Below are 22,649 nucleotides of genomic sequence, written 5' to 3'. Positions count from 1 at the left end.
TCCGTGGCTGTTGCGGGCTGAAGTTCTGCAACAGCTTCCATCGCATCGAGTGCTGAAATGGTGAGTTTGTACCTGGCGAGCCGCTGGTTGAGCCGGCGTTCGTGCAGCCGGGCCGCAATAGTGACCAGGCGGCGGGTGGTCCAGGGGCCGGGGTTTGGGTCGGACGTGGCCCTCATGTGGCGCGGGCCGCCTGCCAGGAGGTGCGGGTCAGAATCTCCGGGCCGCCGCGCCGGGTTGCGCGGCGGCTTCGGGGCCTTGTCCTGGCCGCTCACGTGTTCTGGACGTTGTCCTTGGCTTCGGCGGCGCGGTCTTTGACGTCACTCGCTGCGCTCTGGCCTTCGTCCTTGACGTTCTGAACCGCGTCACTGGCGGTCGCTTTGACGCTTTCCACGGCTTCCTGGGCTGGTTCCTTCAAGTCCTGAACCACGTCCTTGGCTGCCTCGCTGACCTTGCCGGCGAGCGGCTCCGCTGCTGTCTTGAGCTGCTGGGCGGCTTCACGTTCCTTGGTACTGGCAGGGATCAGGGAGGAGATGAGCATCCCGGCGCCGAACGCGATCAGCCCGGCGGCCAGGGGGTTGCCAGCAGCTTTGGTCTTGACCTGGCCGGGGGCCTGGGAGATCGCGGTGCCAGCGTCGCTGAGCTTGGATGCGACGGTGTCCTTGGCCTCGTGCAGGCTGCCGCCGGTGCTGTGCAGGGCGTCCCCGGTGCTGCTGGTGCCCGAGGAGACTTTGTCCTGAACGGTTGAGACCTTGTCCTGGACGGTGGACGTGGCCGAATCGGCTGCTCCCATGACTTTTTCCTTGACCCCGGTGACGGCGTCCTTGAGACCGGACTTCACCTTGTCGGTCTGCCGGTGGACGATGTTGGACGGGGTGACCTTGTCCGCGACGGCGTCCACGTTGGTGCCCAGCCGTGCGCGGGTTTCTTCAATTTCCTGACGGATTGCATCCGGGTTATCGCTCATCGGTTTACCTCACCTGGTTTTAGGGTTGGGGGAATTTCAGAAAGTGTTTCGCCCGTCTGGGGCAGGCCCTTGATCTGCTTGAGTTCCTTCCGGCCGGTCGAGGCCAGGACGGCGGCGATGATGCCCCAGATCACGGCGACGATCAGTGCGGCCCAGCCAAGGGGCATCAGCGCGCCGAGGGCCCACATCAGGGCCAGGGACAAAAAGACCAGGACGAAGTGACCGGCCACGCCGGCGCCGGCGAGCATCCCGCCGCCCTTCCCTGCCCGGGTGGCCGACTGCTTCGCTTCGGCCTTGGCGAGCTCCACTTCCTGGCGCATCAAGGTGGACAGGTCCCGGGTCACGTCGCCCAGCAGTTCACCCAAGGAAGCGTTGTCGGCCTTCAGGTGCGCTTGGCTCGGAGCCGGTTCGGGGATTTGGCTGCTCACAGGTGGCGTCCTTCCCCTGGCTGGTAAAGGTCATCCTCGAACCGCAAGGGCACGTCGTCCGCGGTACCGGAAGGCAGCGTCGTACTGGAGGCAGGCGCTGCGCCCGTGACAACCGGTTCCTCATAGAAACCGGTGCCGCCGCCTGTCGGGAACGTCTGCTGTGGCAGGGCGGCTGCCTGCGGAGCCCGGGCCGGTGGCTGGGGCTGGGTGGGCCGGCCACCGTTCTGTGATTCCGGTGCCCCTGCGGCGAGGCTGCGGGTAAGTCGTCCGGCCAGAAGGCCGGCGCCTGCGGCAAGCAGCAGGAAGGTGCCCGGCTTGTTGCGGGCGAAGCGCTGCACGTCAGCAAGCACGTCACCGGGCTCCTTGTTCTCAATCCAGGAAGCCACCGATTCGCTGCGCTGGGCTGCCTGGCGGATCAGGTCACTGGCGACACCTTGCTGGTCCGGTGCCTCAGCCATGGTGTGCAGCTGGCTGGAAATGGTCCGGATACCCTCGGCAGCCTTCTGCTGCTGCGTACCGGCCTGGCTGGACAAGCCCGACTTCGCCTGGGACAACAGGTCCTTCGCGCTGGACTTCACCTCGGCGGCGACGTTAGCTGCTTCTTCCTTCGCGGTCTGCGCTACACCCTGCGCCGCCGTAGCGGCATGCCCTGCCACATTCGAGGCCTCTTCCTTCACCGCGTCCTTCTTGGACCCGGCCCCCGTGTCCGAGGTAACGGACGGGGCTGTCTCGATGATCGTGGTCGCCTCCGGATCCTGGGAGGAGGACCCGGTGACGTTGGTCCACTGGTTTTCCGTCATCATGCTCTCTTTCCTTCATGGTCAACTGCCGGGAGGACCAGCACTAACGCAATACTAAGCATGATTACTAATTTTTAGTAAGTACCCTTCCTAGTTTTTTCGTACTGACCGGTCTGTTTGCTTTGGGTGTAGTGTCACTTGTGTGATGGCACACGCTTACGACTTTCCACCCGCCGTCGAAGGCACCTCTGCACCGTCGCGCCTGACTTCCGGCCGCGCAAGGGGCCGCATCCTGGATGCCGCTTACGAACTGTTCTTACAGCGGGGCATCCGCGACGTCGGTATCAATGAGTTGATAACGCGGGCCGGGGTGGCGAAAGCAACGTTCTATGCGCATTTCACGTCCAAGGATGAGCTGGTCCTTGCATACTTGGAGCGCTGCCATCAGGACATGACGGTCGAGGCGATCATGGCCGAAACCGGAAGGCGGACCGAGGACCCTACGGGCCGGTTGATGGCCATTTTTGATGTCCTGGACGGCTGGTTCCGCCAGGACGACTTCCAGGCCTGCGCCTTCGTCAGCACCATGCTCGAAATGGGTCCCGCCCACCCCCTGGGAATCGCATCGATTGACTATCTGGCGCAGGTCCGGGCCTTCATACGCGCCCTCGCAGAGGAAGCCGGACTTGAACAACCCGACGTCTTTGCCCGCTCCTGCCACATCCTGACAAAGGGTTCGATCATTTCAGCGGTCGAGGGAGACCGCGAGGCAGCTATCTTCGCCAAACGAATGGCCGCTTCCCTCATCCGCGACCACGGAGGGGACGCCCCCATGGCCCCCTGACCCCTCAACACCCGCGCACATCGTTCTCCATTTCTTTTGGGCGGTTCCAAGCTGCTGCGGCCCCCTTTATCCACAATTTCGTAGAAGGAACAGGAGCCATGAGAGATGGAAACCCCGGACTACGCCCGTTTTGTTCAGGAATGCATTGCCGCCGATACGGTTGATGACCACATACTCAGCGAAGACCAGTTCTACGGCGTGTACCTGAGCTGGTGCGCGCTGCAGACACAAACCCCCGGACCCTGCGAGTCGTTTTGGGCAGCAATGTCCGAGCAAGGCATCCACGAACGACGCGCGAACGACCACCGGCGGATACGGCCGGGACTTCGAATGACAGGTCCGGCTGCTCTGGACTACATCCTCGCCAGCCAACCAAGCCTGGTCTGATTAAGGCCCCTGGCACCTCAGGAGCTTACCCCTGACGGATTTAAGGCCGACTAAACTCTCGTTGCCGGCGTCCATTGAAATGGGCGCCGCTAGTGAAAGGGACAACCCATGTCAAAGAATCTGAGGATCACCCCCGGCGACCCGTTTCCCGAGGATCTGGAAACGCTGAAAGACGAGAAGCTGCAGGTTCTCGACAGCCAGGTCCAACGCCAACTCGACCACGAAATCGTCGCCGATGGTGAGTCTGACCCGGAGACCGAGTTCCGCCACCACGAGCTTGATACGGAGTTCCAGCAGCGCGAAAACTAAACGCTGCTCGTGGCCCCCGAAGAACCCGTTTGATCTCGCAGTCCCTCCACAGCGGCCTTCATAGCTGTCGAAGCGACGGCTCTTCACCTTAAAGGGGCCCCGCCGCCGAGCTGCTGCAGCGACAGGACCTAAGGCGTTGCCTTTGATTCGCCGCACTCTGCTACACGACCGTCTGAGTGTCCCTTCTGCTCTCCTGCATCTGCAAACCGGCTTGAGAAATGGCGCCTGCACGGGCCCCCCACACCAGGCTTCCGCTTCGCCCTGAAACACCACGTCCAGAGCGCGTGGAGGCCGAAGGTCTAAACTTCGCTCATGCCCGACATGAATTCCTGGCCCACGGGCCGCCTCTTATCAACAGCGGCCAGGCTCGTCGAGCACTCCTGGAACGAGAAACTGGCCGCTGCCGGGCTGACCCACGCCGGAGTCATAGCCCTCGATGTTCTATCCAGAGCCAAGGAGCCCATGAGTCAGACGAAAATTGCCCAAAGGGTCCGTGTGCAGAACCAGACAATGGGCAAGACCTTGTCCCGCTTGCAGGCATGGGGCTACATCCGCCGACAGCCCAGCCCATCCGACCGCAGAAGCCAGGTCGTCTCCATCACCGACCTCGGCACCCGGGTCATTAACGAAGCCCGCGAAGTTGACCGCACCGTACTGACACACGCAGCAGCGGACGGAGACAAACTCCGCAAGGAACTGCAAACCATCGTTCGCCAGCTCGCCTCCCACACCAACGAAATCAAACCGGGCAACCCATAACTACGCGCCTTCGGTGCGAAGCAGTTGACCCCGACATCGATCTCGCTTGTCTCATAACTTAGGTGCTCAAATCCCTAGCGTTCCGAGACGCCTGGCTGGCGTGGTGGGCGGGTCGGCTGCCGTTGCATCCTGGGGAGGTGGCCGAGGCGCGGCACCGAGTGCCCCGCGGCAGTAACAACACCACACCGGGCGTACCGCGGGAACCGGGACGGTCAACCGCCAGCTGCTTCAACCCCTACAACGCGGGATCGCCCCGGTTCGGCAGAGGCGTAAATGGTGTTGAGCCGGCGGTAGAGCGTTCGGGCGATGTAGCGCTTGAGCGATCTGCGAATTTCCCGGTAGCTGCGGCCTTCCTGGGTGGCCCGCGCCCGATCAATCAGCATTCGACGCGACTGAGGGGCAAATTCCATCTTGGCAAGCGAACCAACAAAAGTCATCGCGGGTATCGACACCCACGCCGACACACACCACGTGGCCGTCATCAATGAACACGGCAAACCCCTCGCGGACAAAGAATTCTTGGCCGTGGGATCCGGATACCGGAAAATCGTCGACTTCATCACCTCCTACGGCACCGTCGCCGCCGTCGGGGTCGAAGGAACAGGGTCCTACGGCGCCGAGCTCGCCAGAACCCTGCGGGGTGAAGGGCTCACCGTGAAGGAGGTCAACCGCCCAAACCGGGCCGCCCGCCGGCTCAACGGAAAGTCCGATCCCCTGGATGCCTACCAGGCCGCCAAGTCCGTGCTCGAGGGACGGACGAAGGCGATCCCGAAGGCCAAGGACGGCCCGGTTGAATGCCTGCGGATCGTACGCTCGGGGCGCGCGTCAGCCGTCAAGGCCCGGACCGCGGCCATCAACCAGATCAAGGCACTCCTCGTTTCGGCCCCGGACAGAATCCGGGCGAAATACCGGGCGCTGGCCACCTCCGCGCTGATTACTGCCCTGCAGCGCACGAGACCTTCGGGGCACCTGGCTGACCCCGAGTACGTGACCCTTATGACGCTCAAGTCGTTGGCAGCGCGCTGCCAAGCACTGGGAGCGGAAATCGAGGCTGCTGACGCGGTGCTCAAGGAAATCCTCGATAGCTACGCTCCGCTGCTCTGTGATCTCCCAGGAGTCGGAACCGAGGTAGCCAGCCAGCTGTTGATCACCTTCGGGGACAACCCGGACCGTCTGGGAAACGAAGCCCAGTTCGCCTCGCTCGTCGGGGTCGCGCCAGTACCAGCCTCATCCGGCAAAACAACCCGACACCGCCTCAGCAGGGGCGGCGACCGCAGCGCCAATAACGCCTTGCACCAGGTGGTCCTGGTCCGCATGGGATCGTGCCAACGGACCAAGGACTACGTCGCTAAACGCACAGCCGAGGGCAAGAGCAAACGCGAAATCATGCGCTGCCTCAAACGCTACGCAGCCCGGGAAATCTACCGCCAGATCACCAACCCCCGGCCAGCACCAGACAACTCCGACCTCCGCTGCCTCCGCACCGAACTCGGCCTCACCATCACGACCGTAGCCGGCGAACTCGGCCAATGGGTTTCCATCCTCTCGCGCCTCGAACGCGGACACATCCGTAATGAGGAGCTCGCGGCAACCTACCGACATTGGCTCACCGACCAGACCCAAGTACAGCGCCTCGCGCCTCCTTAGGCGGCGATCGTCAAGACAAATGCTTTACGGGGAGCAGTTACCCGCACTGCATGAGTTCAGGGGGTCCGGACCTCTGCGACGGCACGCCCTCGATTCAACAGCCGGCCGCGAAGCGGACGCCCGCCAACCGGTTGAAGCGCAACGGAAACGAGTGCTTGCCCTGCGAGCATTCAAATGTCCCTGAGTGGAGTGGGGGATGTGTGACCCAGCTCGACGCCTTGGCCCCTGCAAAGAGGCTCGATGCGCCAGCGTATGGAGGTCAGCGTTTGGCGGCCGAACCTTTACCTAGTTACGCAGGAAAACGGCCGAGCCCGAGCCGACTATGAAAAACAGACCCGCAACCATGTACATGAAACCCATCCCTCTGATCGTGGGTACGTCAGCAAAGGTGAAGCCACTTGGCCGGATCCCGCGACTCTCCTTATAGATGGTCGACCAGACGCTTGCGGTGTTGTTGATATCCCTGAAAACGTGCAGCCCAAACAAGAACAAAGACACGCCCGCCCCGATCATTCCTAGGAAGAACCAGTTGACCCTAGTGACCGCGAGGAGCAAAAAGGTACCGAAAAAGAATCCGACGAAACACCAGGAAAAAGTACGGGCCGGCTGAGGAAGCTCTGTAAAGAGTCTCTTGATTGCCCGAACAGTCTTCACTTTGCTCCTTAAAACAGAGTCAACCATTGTCTTTCCGCCACAGTCGGAGCCTATAACTCTCCGGGATCGGTTGTCATGAGGTCCTCAGCCCCTTCGCCCGGCACCCGAGCGCGCTGACACGGCAAAAACAGGCACGGGTCTTTTTCCCTAAGTTGATTGCGAGTCGCCCCGTTCATGCCAAGATGAGCCTGTGATCAACCAGTTGGCTATCCAGGCCGGCAACATCAGTCGTCAGGGGCCGCGATGAATGCGCAGGAACGTCATTCGCGGTTCCCTCGAATCAGGATCACAGTTCTCGAGCTCTTTTTCCTGCTCACGGCGGTCATTTTTGCTGCTATAAATCCCACGCCCGGTCAGCTCATGATCTCCGGCGTGCAGCTCGCGCTCGTCGCGATCGCAATGGCCGTCACTAACCTGAGGAAAGAAGCGGCACCGCCCGAAGTATTTCTTGAGGAGGAGCACTTCGACGGCGGCGGCACCATACCCGTGAAAGGCAAAGCCCTGTCCAAGATGTGGGGAAGCCAACCGGCGGTCTTTTCGGTCTCTCCGCAGTTGCGGATGCTGGTGCTTAGCCCCACGGTGGAAGCTTTGGAATTCAGCCTTGCGTATGGTCTGGGGCGGTTCTTTGGGCCTTGGACTCTCAAGCGAGAGGACGTAGTAGAGATCCAGCATGTGCGGACATGGTTAGCTCCCTACCAAGGTGTCAGAGCGGTACCCGTCGCCGGTCGCCCATGGACATTCGTAACACGCGAACCCGCAACAGTGCTGGCTTGTTTGGAGGAACTCGGCTACCCGAAGGCGACCGAGGCATTCAGTTTGTGGTGATTCCTTCCTTTGACGAAATGTTCAATTTGACGCCTATAGGAGCATCGTCGTAGACACACAGGTTCAGGGGGTCCGGAGCTCTGCGACGGCGCGCCCTGGATCCAACAGCCGGCCGCGCCAGCGGACGCCCACCAAACTGGTTGAAGCGCAGCGGAAACCAGGGCGCTTTGCATCCCCGCGCCTGGCTTTAGGCGGGCAGTGCCGAGAGGCGGACCCAGGGACTGTGGCCCGCCTCTCGCCTGTTTTATGTTTCCTGGTCCTTCCTTATCTTGGCCGTGGCGCGGCAGGCGGTGATGGAAGCGCCAAGTGCTGCCAGGGAGAGCACGAAGTTGATGATGGTCAGTGGTTCCATGATGGTTTCCTTATCGTTGAGCAGGACTTAGTCTGGGAAGGAGCCGGTGGCCGCAACCTTGCGGTCACGACCACCGGGTTCGTAGCTACACCTACTTCCTTGCTTTACGCTTACGCTTCCGAGTTGCCGCTCGGGAGCGTTTGCTCGTTAAGAGCGCGTTCCGCGTGGAGAGCAGAGCGATGATAGCTGTCACCAGGCTCACGACCGCTGTCGCGAGCTTGATCGCATCGTCGATGCTCATGTAGCCACCTCCTTCCTGCCCCGTCGTGCGAAGCCCCCGCTGTCGCAGCCGGTCGAGGGTGGGCCGTCAACCCCGAAGAGTGCGCGGGGAATCCTGCGAAATAAGGGAGCGCTGGCGACCGCGTGGGATTGTCCGTGTACGTGGGTTGATGGGTCGGGCCCCCGGACGGCTACGATGAGCGGCCTTGTACGGAGAACAACCCAGCCAGATGTAAGGGAAAAACAAGCATTTACAGGCCGGAGCGCAGCGAAGGACGATCTCCTGGATGCAGCGCAGCGGAGACCAGGGCTTTGGCCCGGGTTATGCCCATTGGCGGGCAGGTGGAGCCCTTGGCACAGCTCAAAGCTGGGCAGCTTCTCACGAACGTCGCAACACCAATCTGAAAGAGGTGTTGGATCATGCGCAGTTCGACGCGCCGATCGCGGAAAATGGGCCCAGAGGGCTTGGTTGAGAAGAAGCCCTTGTACGTTCAGCTCATGAAAGAAGGCCACTCCAACTCGGCAGCATGCAGGATTCTTGGAATCCACAAAAACACGGGCAGGCGTTGGTTGCATGGACGCAACGGGGTCGAGGGTCTGGTGCAGCAGGGCTTGGACCCGAGACCTGGTAAAGCGGTTCCGGCCTCAACCGTCTCCAGCCGCTATTTGTCAGAGAACGAACGCATCTTCATTGCCGACCGGTTGCTGGCTAAAGCGAGCCTTCGATCTATCGACCGCGATCTCGGCCGGCCACCCTCCACAATCAGCAGAGAGCTGGCCAGAAACCGACCGGACTCTCGTCGCTATCATCCGTTCCGCGCCCAGCAAATGGCACAGAAGAGAAGGCCACGACCCAGGCTGGCAAAGCTTGCTGGGGATGATGAGCTCAGGGACTACGTCGTGGCCTGTCTATCGAAGCCGTGGAGCCCTCAGCAGGTCTCCCAGGCCCTGAGGGAACGGTTTCCTGGAGAAAAGCACCGGCACCTGGCTCATGAAACGATCTACCGTGCGCTCTACCAACTGAGCATCCGCCCCGTTCCGGCGGGGTCTGCTCGCCTGCTGCGTTCGGGTAAGTTCAGCAGGCGACCCAGGTCCAGGACCAAGGTGAAGCCACGCCAGTACATTACTGATGCTCTGAAGATCGGAGACCGCCCAGCCCACATTGCCACCAGAGAGGAAGCTGGCCATTGGGAGGGTGACCTCATCATGGGGAAGGGAAACAAATCAGCGATAGTGACGCTGGTTGAACGCTCTTCTCGACTCCTCGTCGCTTTCGTTCTCCGTCCAGGGAGCAGATCCGACAACATGCGGGACCAGCTCATCGAAGTGCTCGGTGTCATGCCTGCTACCTTGCGGAGGACGTTGACGTGGGACCGGGGATCAGAGATGGCCAAGCACGCCGAGGTCACAGCTGCGCTGGGGACGCTGGTCTACTTCTGCGATCCGGCCAGTCCCTGGCAGCGCGCATCAAACGAGAACGCCAACGGCCTACTTCGTCAGTACTTTCGGAAGGGAGATGACCTAAGCACCATCAAACCGGCGGATGTACTCTTCGCCGCGGCGGAGATCAACAGCCGCCCCAGATCTGTGCTGAATTGGTCCAGCGCATCCGCCAAGTTCGCGACTTATCACGCCGCGGCGGCCAAGTTGGCAGGATCCGGTTCCTCCGTCTCGTAAGGAGATCCTTTACCCAAACGCCCCGCTGCTCGAAGCTTGTCCCGTCGAGCGCTAGTCTCACTCCATGAAGCGTCGGTGGGCACTACTCCTTGCAGTCGGCAGCGTTGTCGCAGTGTTGGCAGTCATTGCTGTGATTGGCGGCGTGTCCCGTGTTCCCCGTGTGTGCCCAGCCATTGGTTATGCCTATACGGGTCCCGTGGAGTTAGTGTTTTCCTCCGCGCCGGCGTCGGTTGCGGCTTGTTTTGGGGAAGGGTGCGTGCCTGAGCCGGTGGCACAGAATGATGAGCGGAAGTGGCTGGTGCCCCAATCCGCGCCTTACCTGATCGCGCCTGTAAGCGTGACTTCGATCCACGTTGAGGCCGCAGCTGCGGTTGGCGGCCAAACCGCGGTTGAACTGCCAGTAGAAACTGAATCCACCGGAGAACATCCCTTCGGAGTTGGATGTGGGGGGCCTTTCAGGTTCAAGCCCGTTCAGGTCACCTTTAACTGAGGACGTTGGCTAAAGGATCCGCCACTGGGAGTCGGGCAAGTGAGATCTTCGGTGTGTTGAGGGCAGAAGTGGCTTCCGCGTGTTGGAAACCTTCCCGGACTGGTGTCCAGGTGCGATGCTAAAGGCGCGAGCACCGCTTATAGCGGTTGCAAAAATTGGGGGACAAAAACATGCAACGGAACAATCCGAAGAATGCAGCGCCATCATATGCCAAGAGAATTTTTCTCCCGGTTTCCGGTTTGGTTGGAGTTGCTGTTATTACACTGCTCTGTGGCTGCTCGACTTCCGATCCGCAGAAGGCATCAAATGCTGCTTCGCCGGCTCGGACGGGAGCCAGTCAGGCTGCTGCACCACCTGACTCCATTCCCAGCGCAAATGGCCGGGACAAGACTGCCGACTTCAAGACAGCAAAGAAGAACGCGCCATGGTTGGGCAAAATCAAATCCGTAACCGAAACCGAAGCGGGCAGGATTCGCATCGAAACCAGCCTCGTGGATCCTCGCGGCGCTGACGGTGGCGAGGAGGCCAAGAGCGCGATCGCCATCTGCGAATCAGTAGTCTCTCTCTTCGGTCCGAGCTACGTGTCGGTTCTTGAGGATGATGGCACCAATTTCGTCCTGTTCGGACACCCCTCGGTACCTAGGGGTGCTTGCGCTGAAGTCTGACTAGGACGAGGATCTATGGATTTAGCTGGGCACATCGTTAGGGAAATTGATCGCTACTGGGCGGATGAGGTGAATATTCTCGGTTACTGGCAGGACGGGCCGGCTACGGTCTGGGTTGTGTATCGCCGCACTATTGACCCCACGGTGGTGCTGGGACGTCGGCTCGCATTTCACTCAGAGGCGGCGGATGGCACCGTTGAGGGCTTTGCACGTGATGTGGCCATAAACATGGCCGAGCCAATTGGTCGTGCCGCCAGCCGTCCTGATCAACACGGGGTTGTTTGGGTGGGCGTTCCCAAGGACCGCCGGATCCCTGAGCCTCCGAGCGAGGTCTTGCAAATCCTGAGGAACAATGAGCCCGGCTAGCTTCCGATTTCCAATCTCCCCGATTTCGAGAGGCTAATATCTGGATCAGAGCGCTGTCCTCGTTCGCTCCACCCAGCCCGTAAGCCGGTCCCCCACGGGCCGTTTCAGAGCAGGGATTCCTGGAGAAGGCCAATGAGTCTTACTCATCCCACAAGACTCGCCTGCAAAATTACCCGGTGACGGCGCCCGAAGGGCCAACCTCACACCCGAGAGAAGTACTGGTATTCGATCCCCGAATCAGCAGGTATGTTCAAGGCAACCCCCTGTTGCAACGTCCATGAGAAACCGCCCTTCCGCACCCGCGAACATGCAAATCGAGCACATGGGGTTGGTACGCAGGATCATGATCTCTGCCCGAGACCTCTCACCATTCGCCTCTATTTAAGAACGGCTTCGACACTGACGGAGGTCTCCGCATCCTCAGACATTGGTGGCAGTCGTGGGCCATGGCCAGCGGTCCGCGGGTGGCAGGTCGCCCGTCGCCTCGCTAAGAGCCATTCGAAGCAGCTCACGTTGAAAATGCGATAGGGGCCGCGCTCCGTGGAGGTACTCGTTGACCTCGTACTCCCGAGCAGAACCGCCCAGACTGCAGTACCGCAACCAAAGTTCCCCAACGGTGATGCCGTAGTAATTCAGACATGTATTCACGTAGCGAATATCAAGCAGCGCTTCGGTATTTATGCTCATGTGTCTCCACCTACCAGTGTGCAAACCCCCAGCGGGGATTTCTGGGAGCGGCCGCAACGAAACCGCGTCCCGCCGCCCGTTGCGAACGCCGCTTGCCGTTACCAGAACTTTACTTTCCGTGGGTCGAAATGATAAGTGGCTGCCAAGGGTTCCCGCCCTCCTTGGTGATGTGTGGTTACAGGCCGTGCATGAGCAGGACGGGCAGCATCTCGGCTGGTCCTGCTTCGGCAACGTGGAGGCGCACACCAAAGGGAAGGGCGATGAAGCGGTGGCGGACCCCTTCCAGTTCGGGCAGTTCAGCCGCCTTCGTCTCGCTGATAGCAGCCTTTTACGCCGTTCTTCGCCGAAAGTCGGCACTCAAGCTTTAGTGCCTGGCTCTGGCGAATGGTGCCTCTGCCTCAGGACATGATGAGGGTCCGCCGCTCAAGGAGCGACGGACCCTCAATGCGTTCCTGGGGCGGAAAGGAATTATCCGCTCCGGGGACCGCTTGCGCTTAGCAGGTCAGCGGCACACGGCCTGTTAGGCCGGTGGAGCTGCTGGCAGAGCAGTCGAAGATGACCGTTCCAATAGGCTGTTCAATAACCAGATGTATGGAAGTGACGGTCAGTGTCGGGTTGACCCCTGTCCAGTTGGGATTCGGGCAGCCGGCCTCGGCACCAGTGACCGTTGTGGGAGCAGTGAGCACCGCAGGGTCGGTGACCAAGGTCAGGTTGCCGTTCTTAATTGCGTCGCTGTCAATGAACGTCGGCGCTGTTGCTGGGCCTACAAGAACCTTGTTCTGACCGGGAGCGACATTGCCGCCCTGATTCCGGCACTGGTAGACGGCCGAACCCGAGGTGGTTACCGTAGCGAGCAGGTCGTCGTTACCGAGGCCGGCGAGCACCGTCCGGCACGTGGTGGACGCGGACGCCCCTGATGTGGTGACGGTACAGACAGGTTCGCCGCCCTTTTTGAAGTGCGGGCTGGCGGCCTGAGCTGCAGACAGCCCCGTCGTGAACACGAGGAAGATGGCTGCCAACAGCATCATCAGTGGTCGAAGGTGATTTTTCATGACTTGCCTCATTGAAAGAGCATGTATCTCTTAAGCCGCAACACTCTTGCGCTGCGGTGACAATGGCCGTCCGTTGCCCCAGCTGCGTGGCCGCAACCGGGCACCCCTCCCAGCACTATGCGCCCTCATCATGAACAACAGCAGCATCCTGACCTCCCGCAGAATCTGCCCGTTGCAAAACAAAGACTACTTAGCTGCAGCACCGCCGTCCACGCCTAAATCCCCCTAAAAAACCCAACTTCAGGGTCATCACTGGCCGGTAGCCGATTCTTCACAAAATCGATATCGGGCGCAGTCTTCGTCAGGACCTGTAACCAGGACAAGGCCTGTTGCTCATCCGAGAAATAGCGGCTCGGGCAGCCGGGTGCTAGGAGGCCACGCAAACCGTGGGCAATGACGCGGTCCACGGGCGTGTTACCCAGGATCGCGAATGCTGTGACGGTCGCCGCTTCACTGAAAAACCGCACCGCCTCCCGACTGACGGACTCGACCCCTGTGATTTGCAGGAGTACCGCGGTGTCTGCGCCGCCGGACCGCGTCAGAAGCTCGTGGCGGACCAAGGCCGCATCCTCTTCGGTAATCCGGCTTCCAGCGCGCAACGTGATCCGCAGGACCCCTCCGCCAAGATCTTCCGTGACCGCAGTTGCGGGGCCTTTACTGACTGGGTGACTGCCTGCCATCGCTGCACCAATAACAGTGCACGGATCGACGAGAGTGTACAACCCGCCGTCCCCGTCATAGACCACTGTCATCAATCAATCCCCCGGAAGTTTCTGGACTGCGGCTACGCCAGCAGTCGGCCGGGATGAGCCGGCACAAACACAAGATACGCGGATGAGTGGTCTAAGTCACCAATAATGCCCATTATTGAGCGCAGCCTCAGAAATGGTCGTTTTTGACCTACCCCGGATCCGTCTCGAGCAGCTGAAGAGCAGTAACCGAGAATGCTGCCGCCGCCGGCGGCCAATGAATAACCGCAACTTCAGCTCTTTCTGAGGGCACTTCCCTCCGGGGCGCGCCCTCAGAAGCCAAATCTGGGCAGGGCCCAACCAGGCGCCGCAAATACCACCGACTGGCTCTGCCCGCCGCCAGCTCGACCGCATCTGATGACCCAGCGTTTCGAGACACTGAGGCTATGAGACACCTAGGAGGAGGAGCCGGCGGGCGGGAGCGCCTTATGGGATCAGCTGGTCACTTGCCGGATCCGAACACGACCGAGTCGAAAACGGCGCGTGCCTCTCTCATCAGCTCCGGATTGATCGATTCGTCGATATAGCCCACCGCAACGACAGCCCGCCGACCCTCCAGGTCAACGACCCGGTAGGTTTCGCGTTCATTCTCAGTCAAGTACCAGCGCGAGCAACCGATATTAGACGTTGAGTGGATGCAAAACTTGCCGCCATTGCAGGTGTTGCAGTCAACGCTGCCTTCGACGTAGTGGTCGAACTCGAAGCCGGAGTAATCGCCCACCGATGCGGCCGGATCGATAAGTCCGCACGTCTTCTGGTGGAATGGCACAAGTTACCAACAACTTACCCACCTCCGCGAGGACGGCAGCCCGGCGCTCCAAGTTAGTCCCGCCTTCCAGGCTGTCCTGGAATCGGTAACTACCGACAGTTAGCGGCTGCAGAAAGTGTCCGATACGCCACGCGCGTAGAGAGATCCTCTTGTGGGCGATGCTACTTGCCGCCAGATCAACCGAGATCAAGGAAGGACTGCGCCACGTCGTAGTTCCCAATTAATCTGGCCAGTCCCACTGGGGTTTGGCCCGCCAAGTTAGTATGCAGTGGATCGGCTCCGAGTGAGCGCAGCAGGTCAACCATTTCCGGCCGCCCGCGCGAGTTGAATACGGCAACGAACAGCGGTGTATTGCCGAAGGTGTTGGTTGCGTCGATCGTTGCACCCAAATTGAGGAGCGCGGCCGCCGCGGAAAGGGCGTGTTCCTGGCAAGCAAAATGAAGCGGGCTAAATCCCTGACTGTCCGACGAATCGGGCGACTCGCCTTCCGCGATCAGGCGCGTCACCTCGCTGGCATCATTCGCAAGTGCTGCGTAATGGAGCGCGGACCTGCCGGCGGGATCCATCGATACCTCGATTCCTCATACTAGGAGACACTGCACCGTAACCGATGTCCTGCCCGGACCTGAAAGGCGTTCGATAAGGGATCCTCTACGGGCGGAGAGGTCGCAGTTCTCCTGGATCATTCCTTTCCGGTTGCTGCTTCGCCTTTCATTGATTCAGAGCTCCGGCCCGGTGTGCCAGATTCCAACGCCTTCAAGGCGCCCGGGAGTGCAAAGACGGTGCTGATGAAGCTGAGGTCGACGTCTAAGTCTGGCCTCGTCTGGCGCCCTTCCAACCCCCACACCTGAGTTCCGTTGCGCCGAACCCATGACATGCTGCGATTGACCCACCGTTCATAGTCCTTGGAAATCTGCGCCATCGAATCTGCTTGTGAGCCCAGCGAGCTGGGCAAGATCGCTTCTGTATGCAGACGAGCAGGAGACCACAAGATGGTGGGCGAAGCGTTGGCGTCCATCAAGGCTTCATCCTCAGCGGGAGCTAACGCCTCCCAGTTCAATCTATTGAAGACCGCGGAGACCGAGCCACCTTGCATGGCTGCATCACTGGGACGTACTGGGATGGGCAAGCCGAGCTGGTGATTGACCACCAGCACACGTGATTGCTCAAGCGCCTCTTCCCGGTTCAATACCGTCAGTGGCGTCGTGATGAGAGGCCATGGATGCAAGGTCACCTTTGCGGGCTCACCCAAATAATCGAGCAGCATCATTTGATCTTCAAGAGTCGCGAAGTAATGAACAGCGGTCACCATGACTGGAGTCTTTCACGCCGTGTCGCAGATTTGAGGACTGTCCGTTAAGCCGGTCTCTGAGCGCCCCGCCGTCACCGCAGCTTCCATCGCACCGTTGCCAGCCCCTGAATGCACGTTTACTCCGCACAAAGAGCTGCACGGAGAAGGCGCCGCAACCGCTCCGCTGCAAACTGTCTCAGCGCCCGTGGGATGCGAGGCAAAGTAGCGGGTAGCGTTCAGCTCATGCCAATGGATAACAAATGACAGAAAGGCACAGCTTCGTGAGTATCTGAACGATGCCCGCGAAGCGGGCCTGTGGAAATGTGAGGGCCTCAGTGATGCCCAGGCACGTACTTCTGCACAGCGTTGAGCTTGAACTCGAATGAATACACTCGGCTGCTTGGCTTGGTCACAAGAGCAGTATCTCCACGAACGCGCCATCTGTCGTGCAAGCGGAGGACAGCTTTTCGACCCACACCGAGCTTTGTAGCCACGGCTCTCGAGCCCCAACCGATCTCAAACAACGCCACCGCGGCATCGCGCTGCTCCTCAGACAGCGAACTGCTCTTAAACATGAAACTGCTCCCGGTAAGTCCGAACTGAATTTTCAGTCCAACTTTCGGGGGAGCAGTTCACGAGCCGGTCGGACCTTCTTGTGGCGCGCGTCGGCGGCCGGCAGCGACGGGTTATCCGACCTTCCCCGCCAGTGCCACGAGCACACCAGCTGTGGCGAAGAACTTGTTGCTCCCCAGGTCGCGGATGGTCTTGATACCCATGCCGGCGAGCAGTTCTTCGTGCTTTTCCGTTAATCCGGCAAGGGCCGAGGGCGGCGCGGCCAGAATTTCGTCGAGAGTCGAGTTCTCGTAGGCCTTATCTAGTGCCTTGCCCAATTCAATAGAAACAGCCATGAACATGTCCTTTCATCGATTACGGAACAACAGCACACCCACCACAGAACCTGCAAAGCAAAAATGGGGCATGCTCGGACGCCGGGTTATTTCCCTGAGCTCCTGCCGGATACGCTATCGCAGCGCACCCACTAAAACATCCAAATCCGGCAATAAATGTGCAAAGACGCTTCACGATCGCCCGGCCGACGCTGGGGGTACGGACATTTAATTTTCCTTACCCCTAAAGAACTGCCGGCTCCTGCCGGGGCTGGCCGTTGCTGGTTGGCTATTAGCGGCGGTCCTGCTGCAGGGCGTCACGGATTTCCGTGAGCAGCGCAATCTGGGGATCCTCGGCCGCCTCTTCCTTGACGTCCGGGGTGATGCCTAGGCGGCGGTTGCGGCGTTCGACCATGTGATTCATCGGGACAACAATGACGAAATAGATGGCTGCCGCCACGAGTACGAAATTGACGATTGCCGTGAGCAGGACACCGAACTTGATGTCGTTTCCGTTCAGGGTAACGACAGCGAAACTGTCAAAATTGGGCGATCCGACCAGAGCCGCAATGAACGGCATGAGAACACTTTGGACTAAGGCCGTGACGACGGCGCCGAAAGCGGCACCAATCACCACGGCGACGGCAAGGTCTACGACGTTGCCCTTCAGGATAAAATTCTTGAATCCGGTCAACATGGTCCTCAACATACTCCACTGTGAAGCCAATTCGGTGACGACCTGCCAAATTACAGGGGAGGCGAAGGTGACCAGCCGGCACTAACTGTTATGTCATCCCTTACGGAGTAAGAAAGACTCGGACGATATGACCTAGGAATGCCGATGCATAGACTCAGTTGCCAGGAATCCTGCAGACACAACTATCGCTCCCGGCAGACCTGCCATGACCGCGCAGGCATCACCCGCGGGGTGCCCGAGATAGCGGTAGAGACTATAAGAGCTGACGGTCGACGGCGGGCTGCCCCGCCTTCGGCGGCGCGGTCAGCGCCCGGTGGTTTCATCATCATCCTCGCCGCGGCGACTCCGATGCTTGTAGAGGTGACAACTTCCAGGCTCGGGATCTGCGTCGGTGCCCTCAAGACCTCGAGGATCCGGGCCGCAAGGCCGGTTGCTTCCTGCGGGCCGGCGAAGCCGTCAACAACAATGAACTCATCACCGGAAAGACGGGCTACCGTACTTGTTGCCCAGGCCGTGGATTCGAGCCGTTGCACTGAGCGTCGGGCAAGTACTCCGTCCACGAGGTCCAGCAGTTCCTGGGCGGCCACGTCAACGGGTTTCACCGCAGCGCTCAGGACCTGCCGTAGCGGGCGCCCCACGCCAGACCAGCGCGCGCTTCCTCAGACCGTTCAGTTCTTCTCGCACAACCTGAGCCCCTCACCGTCGCTTATCCTTCGCTGTAATCCGAATGCTTGCATACAGAAGGGTTCCTCACCATGTCATCGGCTTCAAAGCCCTGAGACCGGCACTTTTTGAGCCTCTACATCGAGAGCCTATTCGCCAGCTCACAATACGCCGGGTCACCAGTAGGCCTCAGAAGGGGCCGTCCCCGGCGCTCAGGAGCCCGGCAAAGCTAATCGTGAGGCGCCCTAGGCGTGTCACCGCAGCACCATCGGCCTCGCCCCGCATAAATGCCACAATTACGGCGCATTCCAATCCCTAGGGAGCTAGAGGGGTGCAACAGTAGCCTCAAGGCTGAACTGACCCGGGGGCCAACCGGCACGTGGTTCAGCGGCAGGGGTGGTTTTCGACAGGGAGTAGGGGCCAGGTTGTGAGAAGGAACGTAGCGCCGGCTACTCATGCCAGCGGCCGTTGGCTTCTGCCGGGGCTGGCCCTGATGCTGTGGGCCATCGTGGCGTGCCAGCCCTCTGTCCCCGGCGAAGCATCGAACGGAGGCCTACCCGGGCAGTCAGGCACGCCGCGGCACATCTTCGTGATCAACTTGGAGAACCAGAATTACGACACAGTCTGGGGTGCCGGATCTGCCGCCCCTTACCTCTCAGTCACTCTTCGCAGGCGGGGAGTTTTGCTGCAGAACTACTACGGCATCGCACACGATTCCCTGCCGAACTACATAGCCCAAATCTCCGGTCAACCCCCTAACGGCAGCACGCGGCGTGACTGCCACACCTACAGCCCGTTCCAGCGGACGGGCGCCGACGCTCAGGGCAGGTTGGAGGGTGACGGTTGCGTGTTTCCCGCGGACATGCCCACATTGGCCAGCCAATTGACAGCATCGGGAAAGACCTGGAAAGGCTACATGGAGGATATGCCGAGCCCCTGCCTGCACCCTGATCTGTACGCAAATGACACCCATGTCAAAGCCACAACGGAAGGCCAATACGCCACCAAGCACAACCCGTTCGTCTACTTCCGTTCCATCACAACGTCACCTGAGTGCACCAATAACGTGGTCAACTTCGAACGTCTCTCCCGCGACCTCGCGTCCGCTGAGACTACCCCCAACCTTGCCTACATCACGCCCAACCTCTGCCACGACGGTCATGATCACCCCTGCGTAGACGGCACAGAAGGCGGACTGCCTGCCGCCGACCAATGGCTCCGCGAGCAAGTGCCGGCCATCTTGGCCTCACCGGCGTATCAGCAGGATGGCATGCTCGTGATCACCTTTGATGAAGCCGAACGCGGCGTCGCGGGCCCCGCAGAAGGAACACCCGGCAGCGTGCCCGGAGGAACAGCAGGCGGACGGATCGGCGCACTGGTCCTCTCCCCTTCAGTACCCCTGGAGGGACTTCTGTCCACCCCTATAATATTACAGCCTGCTGGCAACCCTGGAAAACTTCTTCTCCCTGCCCCGTCTGGGCACCGCCAAGGACCCCGGGATAGCCGCGTTCGGCGCCGACGTCTACGAACACGACTAACGTCAAGACTCACAACACGGCCAATGCTGCGGGTTAACGGGAGCGGGTGTGGACTTGGCTTCCAAGGATTTTCGCCGCTTTGCGGCGTCCTGGTATCCGTTGTTCACGGCGAGAATCCTTTCCAGCACGGTCCACGAGCTGCTCAAAAGCCTGGGAAGACTTTAACAGCGGTGAGCTCGACTCAGCGGCAATTCCTCGATGACCTTCAGCTCATTGGGAGAACGAAAGGCAATTCGCGGCAGACAGCGGAACGTAGGCCACGCCGGGGAGTGAGGAGCCGACGGAGCGCTGCTAGGTAAGTAGGCCTGGCTTTGTACAGGCCTTCCCGACCACGAGGGCCAGTCATAAAATTGAGGAGCTGGGCGACGGTGCCATCGCAGGTCTGGCCGGACCTGGTGCCGCACGCGGCCCCGACCTCTAACCTCGTCCCCACCGGATCCGGACAATGCGCACGAAGAATCACGTTTGGACGCCAGCGGCCCTCGGTTTGATCCTCGCTCTATCCGGCTGCACCTATTCCCCTGATGAGCCCAAACCAGCACCCAGCTCGCCCAGTCCCTTCGCCTCCCTGGAAAATCAGATTCAGCTGTTCATGGATGAGGGCGCCGTGGCCACCGTCGTACAGGTCCGCTGGCCCGAGGGCGAGTGGTCCAAGGCCTACGGCGTGCGCAACCTTGAATCCAGGACCCCGGCGCAGCCCACGGACCGGACCGAGGTCGCCAGCGTCACGAAAACGATGACAGCCGTGACCGTGCTGAAACTCGTGGACGACCACCTCATCGGCCTCGACGATTCCGTCAACGACATCATTCCCGGGTTCACATCCACACTCAAACCCCCGGGGCTCATCACCGTGAGGCAACTGCTCAGCCACACGTCCGGGATGCCCGAGGTCAATGACGCCCTGCCCAAGGATGTCGACTTCCGCCCTGTGCTCTCACAGACACTCACCATGGAGCGGGGCCTGGAGCTGGCAGGCACCCTCCCCTGGACCCCGGCCAGTGTCGGGACCTTCAAGTATTCCAACACCAATTACCTCGCCCTCGGCCTCCTCGTCCAGACGCTACGGCACAAACCCTTCGTCCAGGTCATGCAAGAGGAGGTCTTTGACCCACTCGGCCTCAAGCACACCAGCCTCGACCACCTCGACCCGCACGAGACCGGGCTACTGCACGGCTACGTGACCCTGCACGGTGAACGCGTCGACACCACGGACAACACCTTCACGATCGGCAATCCTGCAGGCGGCGCGGTTTCGACCATGGAAGACCTCAACCTTCTCATGGCCACCATCTTCCAGGGGCGGGCGGTGTCTGCGGCCTCGCTAAAGGAGATGAAGACAAGCCCCGGCTTTGGCCCGTACGGGCTGGGAGTCTGGGAGCACGCGGACGGATGCTCGAAAGAGTCGAGACACGAGGGCCGGGGATCCTTCTGGGACTACCAGACGGTAGCGGTCAGCAGCGCAGACGGGCGATACCAGGCAGCCATGACCGTCACAACTCCACCAATGCCCACCGAATTCGAGGATCCGTCCACCGCGAACAAGCGTGATCTCCTCAACGGCCAAATTGAGTCAACCCTCAATGAGACCCTGGACCGACTCTGCAAGCCCGCCAGCTAAAGGCCGTAAACGTCCCGCTGACGCAGCCTTCGTGATCTTCCATAGCATTGGAGCAATGCGGAGACGCCAAGATGCAGGCCTGTTGATCGGATCCGAGGAGGTCCAGCTACCGATGTTGAGGTAGCTTTTCGGATTGTCGGCGCACAGCAGGTCATGGTGGAAGGCGATGCCTGGGATGGGGCCACGCTACGATCCTTCTGGAATTTCTGCTGATTCATCATCGCGTATCAAGGACCGGTTCAGAGGTTTCAGGAACATAATTGAAAGTGGGCTGGGATACACATTCTCGAAGAGGAGCGGTCATGATCCAGGCCCTGCTGTGCAGGCTCAATATCGGGCACCATTGGCTCGCAGAAACCGACTCCGATGGAGGGTTCCGTCGGCGCTGCACTAAGTGCGGGAGGTATGACCAGAACGCCAAATGGTCGGGGCACCTGACGGCCCGCGACCACCCGGGCAACAAATGGGGCCCGGTTCCTGATTAGCCAAGCAGGCTGCGACACTGGCCGTGACCAGATTGCTCAACCCTCAACGAGACCCTCGGCCGACTCTTCGGCCCCAAATCAACGCCCCGCTGACGCAGCCTTCCGTGGCCATCCGAAGCCTCAGTCAGCTCCCGCATACCGCACGATAGCGGGCATGCTCGATCCAGGCGGTCTTACGGGTGCCAGCCTTGGCAGCAACAGCGGCTTGCGGGGATGGGCGTCGGCTTTCGTAGTCACAGGAACCACCGTGGGAGTAGTAATGGATTCCGCCGTTACCGTGACCGTCGCTGGCCCGGACCATACGGTTCCGGAGTGACCAGCCATGAAAAGTATCAGGACCGGGATCGCCCCCATCGACATCGCAGGGCATGGCCAAGACAGTCCTTTCATTCTCAATCCCCCGTTTAATCGTGGAATGCCTGCCGCCGCATCGTGTCACTCTGGGTGCCACGAGTATCGAGGACTCGACTTTGCAGAGGCTGTGGAGGCGGCAATGATCAGTACTGAGATCAAGCCAAAGCGCAGTTCAGGTTTTCCAGGGAAATCGCGAGGCGGGATTCCGGGGCGGTACCAGGGCCTCCACGGTCACGGGCATGAATTCGTCAAGGTCCATGGGCGGCATGTGTAGGGCGTCGCCGCGGCTGCTCTACGCGGCAGGTAAGGGAGGGCAAGCACGTCGCAGCCCCTCCCCCGTACTCAGGACATGGTCGGACGCATGTGAGCCTCGATGGTGTTGGCCGCGTTTCTGAGTAGGGGTGAACGTGGGCCGACGGAGTCCATGATCTTCGACATCTGGTGGAGGTGCACGCACAGCAGGTCTTGGAAGGGCGACCACGCTCCCCTGGCAGCGCCTCAGTAACTGTGCTGTTCCTCGACCACCGCCT

25 protein-coding genes are annotated in these 22,649 nt (G+C 60.6%); 11 read left to right on the top strand and 14 right to left on the bottom strand.

The window, feature by feature from the left end:
- Positions 1 to 268 precede the first annotated feature (268 nt).
- The 3 genes from OUO20_RS05815 to OUO20_RS05805 are packed head-to-tail and all read right to left on the bottom strand — an operon-like array spanning position 269 to position 2,195.
- Positions 269 to 964, bottom strand: coding sequence for a DUF3618 domain-containing protein (locus OUO20_RS05815; protein ID WP_268003048.1), 696 nt, complete (start codon positions 962 to 964; stop codon positions 269 to 271).
- On the bottom strand, positions 961 to 1,392 hold the full coding sequence (locus tag OUO20_RS05810; protein ID WP_268003047.1) for a phage holin family protein: 432 nt from the start codon (positions 1,390 to 1,392) through the stop codon (positions 961 to 963). Before OUO20_RS05810 ends, OUO20_RS05815 begins: the two co-directional genes overlap by 4 nt.
- Positions 1,389 to 2,195 (bottom strand): hypothetical protein, encoded by an 807-nt coding sequence (locus tag OUO20_RS05805; protein ID WP_442781114.1) that lies wholly within the window; start codon positions 2,193 to 2,195, stop codon positions 1,389 to 1,391. The genes OUO20_RS05810 and OUO20_RS05805 overlap by 4 nt, the downstream gene beginning before the upstream one ends.
- Before the next feature lie 142 nt (positions 2,196 to 2,337).
- On the opposite strand from OUO20_RS05805, the gene OUO20_RS05800 reads away from it, so the two are divergent.
- From OUO20_RS05800 to OUO20_RS05785, 4 genes are all read left to right on the top strand, one after another.
- Positions 2,338 to 2,976, top strand: a complete 639-nt coding sequence (locus OUO20_RS05800; protein ID WP_268003391.1) for a TetR/AcrR family transcriptional regulator — start codon at positions 2,338 to 2,340, stop codon at positions 2,974 to 2,976.
- A 105-nt stretch (positions 2,977 to 3,081) separates the two neighbouring features.
- Entirely contained in the window at positions 3,082 to 3,363 is a 282-nt protein-coding gene (locus OUO20_RS05795) for a hypothetical protein (protein WP_268003046.1), read from the top strand.
- A 108-nt stretch (positions 3,364 to 3,471) separates the two neighbouring features.
- A complete protein-coding gene (locus OUO20_RS05790) occupies positions 3,472 to 3,672 on the top strand; it encodes a hypothetical protein (RefSeq protein ID WP_268003045.1) in 201 nt (66 codons plus the stop codon).
- A 312-nt stretch (positions 3,673 to 3,984) separates the two neighbouring features.
- Positions 3,985 to 4,431, top strand: coding sequence for a MarR family winged helix-turn-helix transcriptional regulator (locus tag OUO20_RS05785; RefSeq protein ID WP_326498072.1), 447 nt, complete (start codon positions 3,985 to 3,987; stop codon positions 4,429 to 4,431).
- 212 nt (positions 4,432 to 4,643) lie between these two features.
- On the opposite strand, the gene OUO20_RS05780 is transcribed toward OUO20_RS05785, so the two are convergent.
- A complete protein-coding gene (locus tag OUO20_RS05780) occupies positions 4,644 to 4,814 on the bottom strand; it encodes a hypothetical protein (protein WP_268003044.1) in 171 nt (56 codons plus the stop codon).
- Between the two features lie 28 nt (positions 4,815 to 4,842).
- On the opposite strand from OUO20_RS05780, the gene OUO20_RS05775 reads away from it, so the two are divergent.
- Complete coding sequence (locus OUO20_RS05775; protein WP_268003043.1) at positions 4,843 to 6,078, top strand: IS110 family transposase; 1,236 nt, start codon at positions 4,843 to 4,845, stop codon at positions 6,076 to 6,078.
- A 285-nt stretch (positions 6,079 to 6,363) separates the two neighbouring features.
- On the opposite strand, the gene OUO20_RS05770 is transcribed toward OUO20_RS05775, so the two are convergent.
- Complete coding sequence (locus OUO20_RS05770) at positions 6,364 to 6,759, bottom strand: hypothetical protein (protein WP_268003042.1); 396 nt, start codon at positions 6,757 to 6,759, stop codon at positions 6,364 to 6,366.
- Between the two features lie 216 nt (positions 6,760 to 6,975).
- On the opposite strand from OUO20_RS05770, the gene OUO20_RS05765 reads away from it, so the two are divergent.
- A complete protein-coding gene (locus OUO20_RS05765) occupies positions 6,976 to 7,557 on the top strand; it encodes a hypothetical protein (protein WP_268003041.1) in 582 nt (193 codons plus the stop codon).
- 443 nt (positions 7,558 to 8,000) lie between these two features.
- Here the strand turns inward: OUO20_RS05765 and OUO20_RS05760 are convergent, their stop codons facing one another.
- Positions 8,001 to 8,150, bottom strand: coding sequence for a hypothetical protein (locus OUO20_RS05760; RefSeq protein ID WP_268003040.1), 150 nt, complete (start codon positions 8,148 to 8,150; stop codon positions 8,001 to 8,003).
- Between the two features lie 476 nt (positions 8,151 to 8,626).
- Here OUO20_RS05760 and OUO20_RS05755 point away from each other — a divergent pair, with 476 nt between their 5' ends.
- The 3 genes from OUO20_RS05755 to OUO20_RS05745 all read left to right on the top strand — a co-directional run bounded on the left by OUO20_RS05755 (position 8,627) and on the right by OUO20_RS05745 (position 11,326).
- On the top strand, positions 8,627 to 9,805 hold the full coding sequence (locus tag OUO20_RS05755; protein ID WP_268003039.1) for an IS30 family transposase: 1,179 nt from the start codon (positions 8,627 to 8,629) through the stop codon (positions 9,803 to 9,805).
- Between the two features lie 660 nt (positions 9,806 to 10,465).
- Positions 10,466 to 10,960: a hypothetical protein gene (locus tag OUO20_RS05750; protein ID WP_268003038.1), complete on the top strand. Its 495-nt coding sequence runs from the start codon at positions 10,466 to 10,468 to the stop codon at positions 10,958 to 10,960.
- Between the two features lie 15 nt (positions 10,961 to 10,975).
- Positions 10,976 to 11,326 carry a hypothetical protein gene (locus OUO20_RS05745; RefSeq protein ID WP_268003037.1) on the top strand — a complete coding sequence of 117 codons (351 nt, stop codon included), beginning with the start codon at positions 10,976 to 10,978 and terminating at the stop codon, positions 11,324 to 11,326.
- Between the two features lie 1,181 nt (positions 11,327 to 12,507).
- Here the strand turns inward: OUO20_RS05745 and OUO20_RS05740 are convergent.
- From OUO20_RS05740 to OUO20_RS05705, 8 genes are all read right to left on the bottom strand, one after another.
- On the bottom strand, positions 12,508 to 13,065 hold the full coding sequence (locus OUO20_RS05740) for a hypothetical protein (protein WP_268003036.1): 558 nt from the start codon (positions 13,063 to 13,065) through the stop codon (positions 12,508 to 12,510).
- A gap of 215 nt (positions 13,066 to 13,280) precedes the next feature.
- Positions 13,281 to 13,817: a DUF7793 family protein gene (locus tag OUO20_RS05735; RefSeq protein WP_268003035.1), complete on the bottom strand. Its 537-nt coding sequence runs from the start codon at positions 13,815 to 13,817 to the stop codon at positions 13,281 to 13,283.
- Positions 13,818 to 14,256: 439 nt separating this feature from the next.
- Complete coding sequence (locus OUO20_RS05730) at positions 14,257 to 14,583, bottom strand: hypothetical protein (RefSeq protein ID WP_268003034.1); 327 nt, start codon at positions 14,581 to 14,583, stop codon at positions 14,257 to 14,259.
- A 176-nt stretch (positions 14,584 to 14,759) separates the two neighbouring features.
- Positions 14,760 to 15,149 (bottom strand): ankyrin repeat domain-containing protein, encoded by a 390-nt coding sequence (locus tag OUO20_RS05725; protein ID WP_268003033.1) that lies wholly within the window; start codon positions 15,147 to 15,149, stop codon positions 14,760 to 14,762.
- A gap of 116 nt (positions 15,150 to 15,265) precedes the next feature.
- Positions 15,266 to 15,895 carry a hypothetical protein gene (locus OUO20_RS05720; RefSeq protein WP_268003032.1) on the bottom strand — a complete coding sequence of 210 codons (630 nt, stop codon included), beginning with the start codon at positions 15,893 to 15,895 and terminating at the stop codon, positions 15,266 to 15,268.
- A 665-nt stretch (positions 15,896 to 16,560) separates the two neighbouring features.
- Positions 16,561 to 16,782 carry a hypothetical protein gene (locus OUO20_RS05715; RefSeq protein ID WP_268003031.1) on the bottom strand — a complete coding sequence of 74 codons (222 nt, stop codon included), beginning with the start codon at positions 16,780 to 16,782 and terminating at the stop codon, positions 16,561 to 16,563.
- Positions 16,783 to 17,053: 271 nt separating this feature from the next.
- The gene (gene mscL, locus OUO20_RS05710; RefSeq protein WP_268003030.1) at positions 17,054 to 17,458 is read right to left on the bottom strand and encodes a large conductance mechanosensitive channel protein MscL; all 405 of its coding nucleotides are present in this window, start codon (positions 17,456 to 17,458) and stop codon (positions 17,054 to 17,056) included.
- 182 nt (positions 17,459 to 17,640) lie between these two features.
- Entirely contained in the window at positions 17,641 to 18,060 is a 420-nt protein-coding gene (locus OUO20_RS05705) for a diguanylate cyclase domain-containing protein (protein WP_268003029.1), read from the bottom strand.
- A 554-nt stretch (positions 18,061 to 18,614) separates the two neighbouring features.
- Here OUO20_RS05705 and OUO20_RS05700 point away from each other — a divergent pair.
- Entirely contained in the window at positions 18,615 to 19,958 is a 1,344-nt protein-coding gene (locus tag OUO20_RS05700) for an alkaline phosphatase family protein (RefSeq protein ID WP_268003028.1), read from the top strand.
- Positions 19,959 to 20,251: 293 nt separating this feature from the next.
- Positions 20,252 to 21,280 carry a serine hydrolase domain-containing protein gene (locus OUO20_RS05695; protein WP_268003027.1) on the top strand — a complete coding sequence of 343 codons (1,029 nt, stop codon included), beginning with the start codon at positions 20,252 to 20,254 and terminating at the stop codon, positions 21,278 to 21,280.
- Positions 21,281 to 22,649: the final 1,369 nt, after the last annotated feature.

It is taken from the genome of Arthrobacter sp. FX8 (genome assembly GCF_026723805.1).
Taxonomy (GTDB): domain Bacteria; phylum Actinomycetota; class Actinomycetes; order Actinomycetales; family Micrococcaceae; genus Arthrobacter.
The sequence above is the reverse complement of the archived record's forward strand: the minus strand, read 5'-3'. Positions and strand labels throughout refer to the sequence as shown.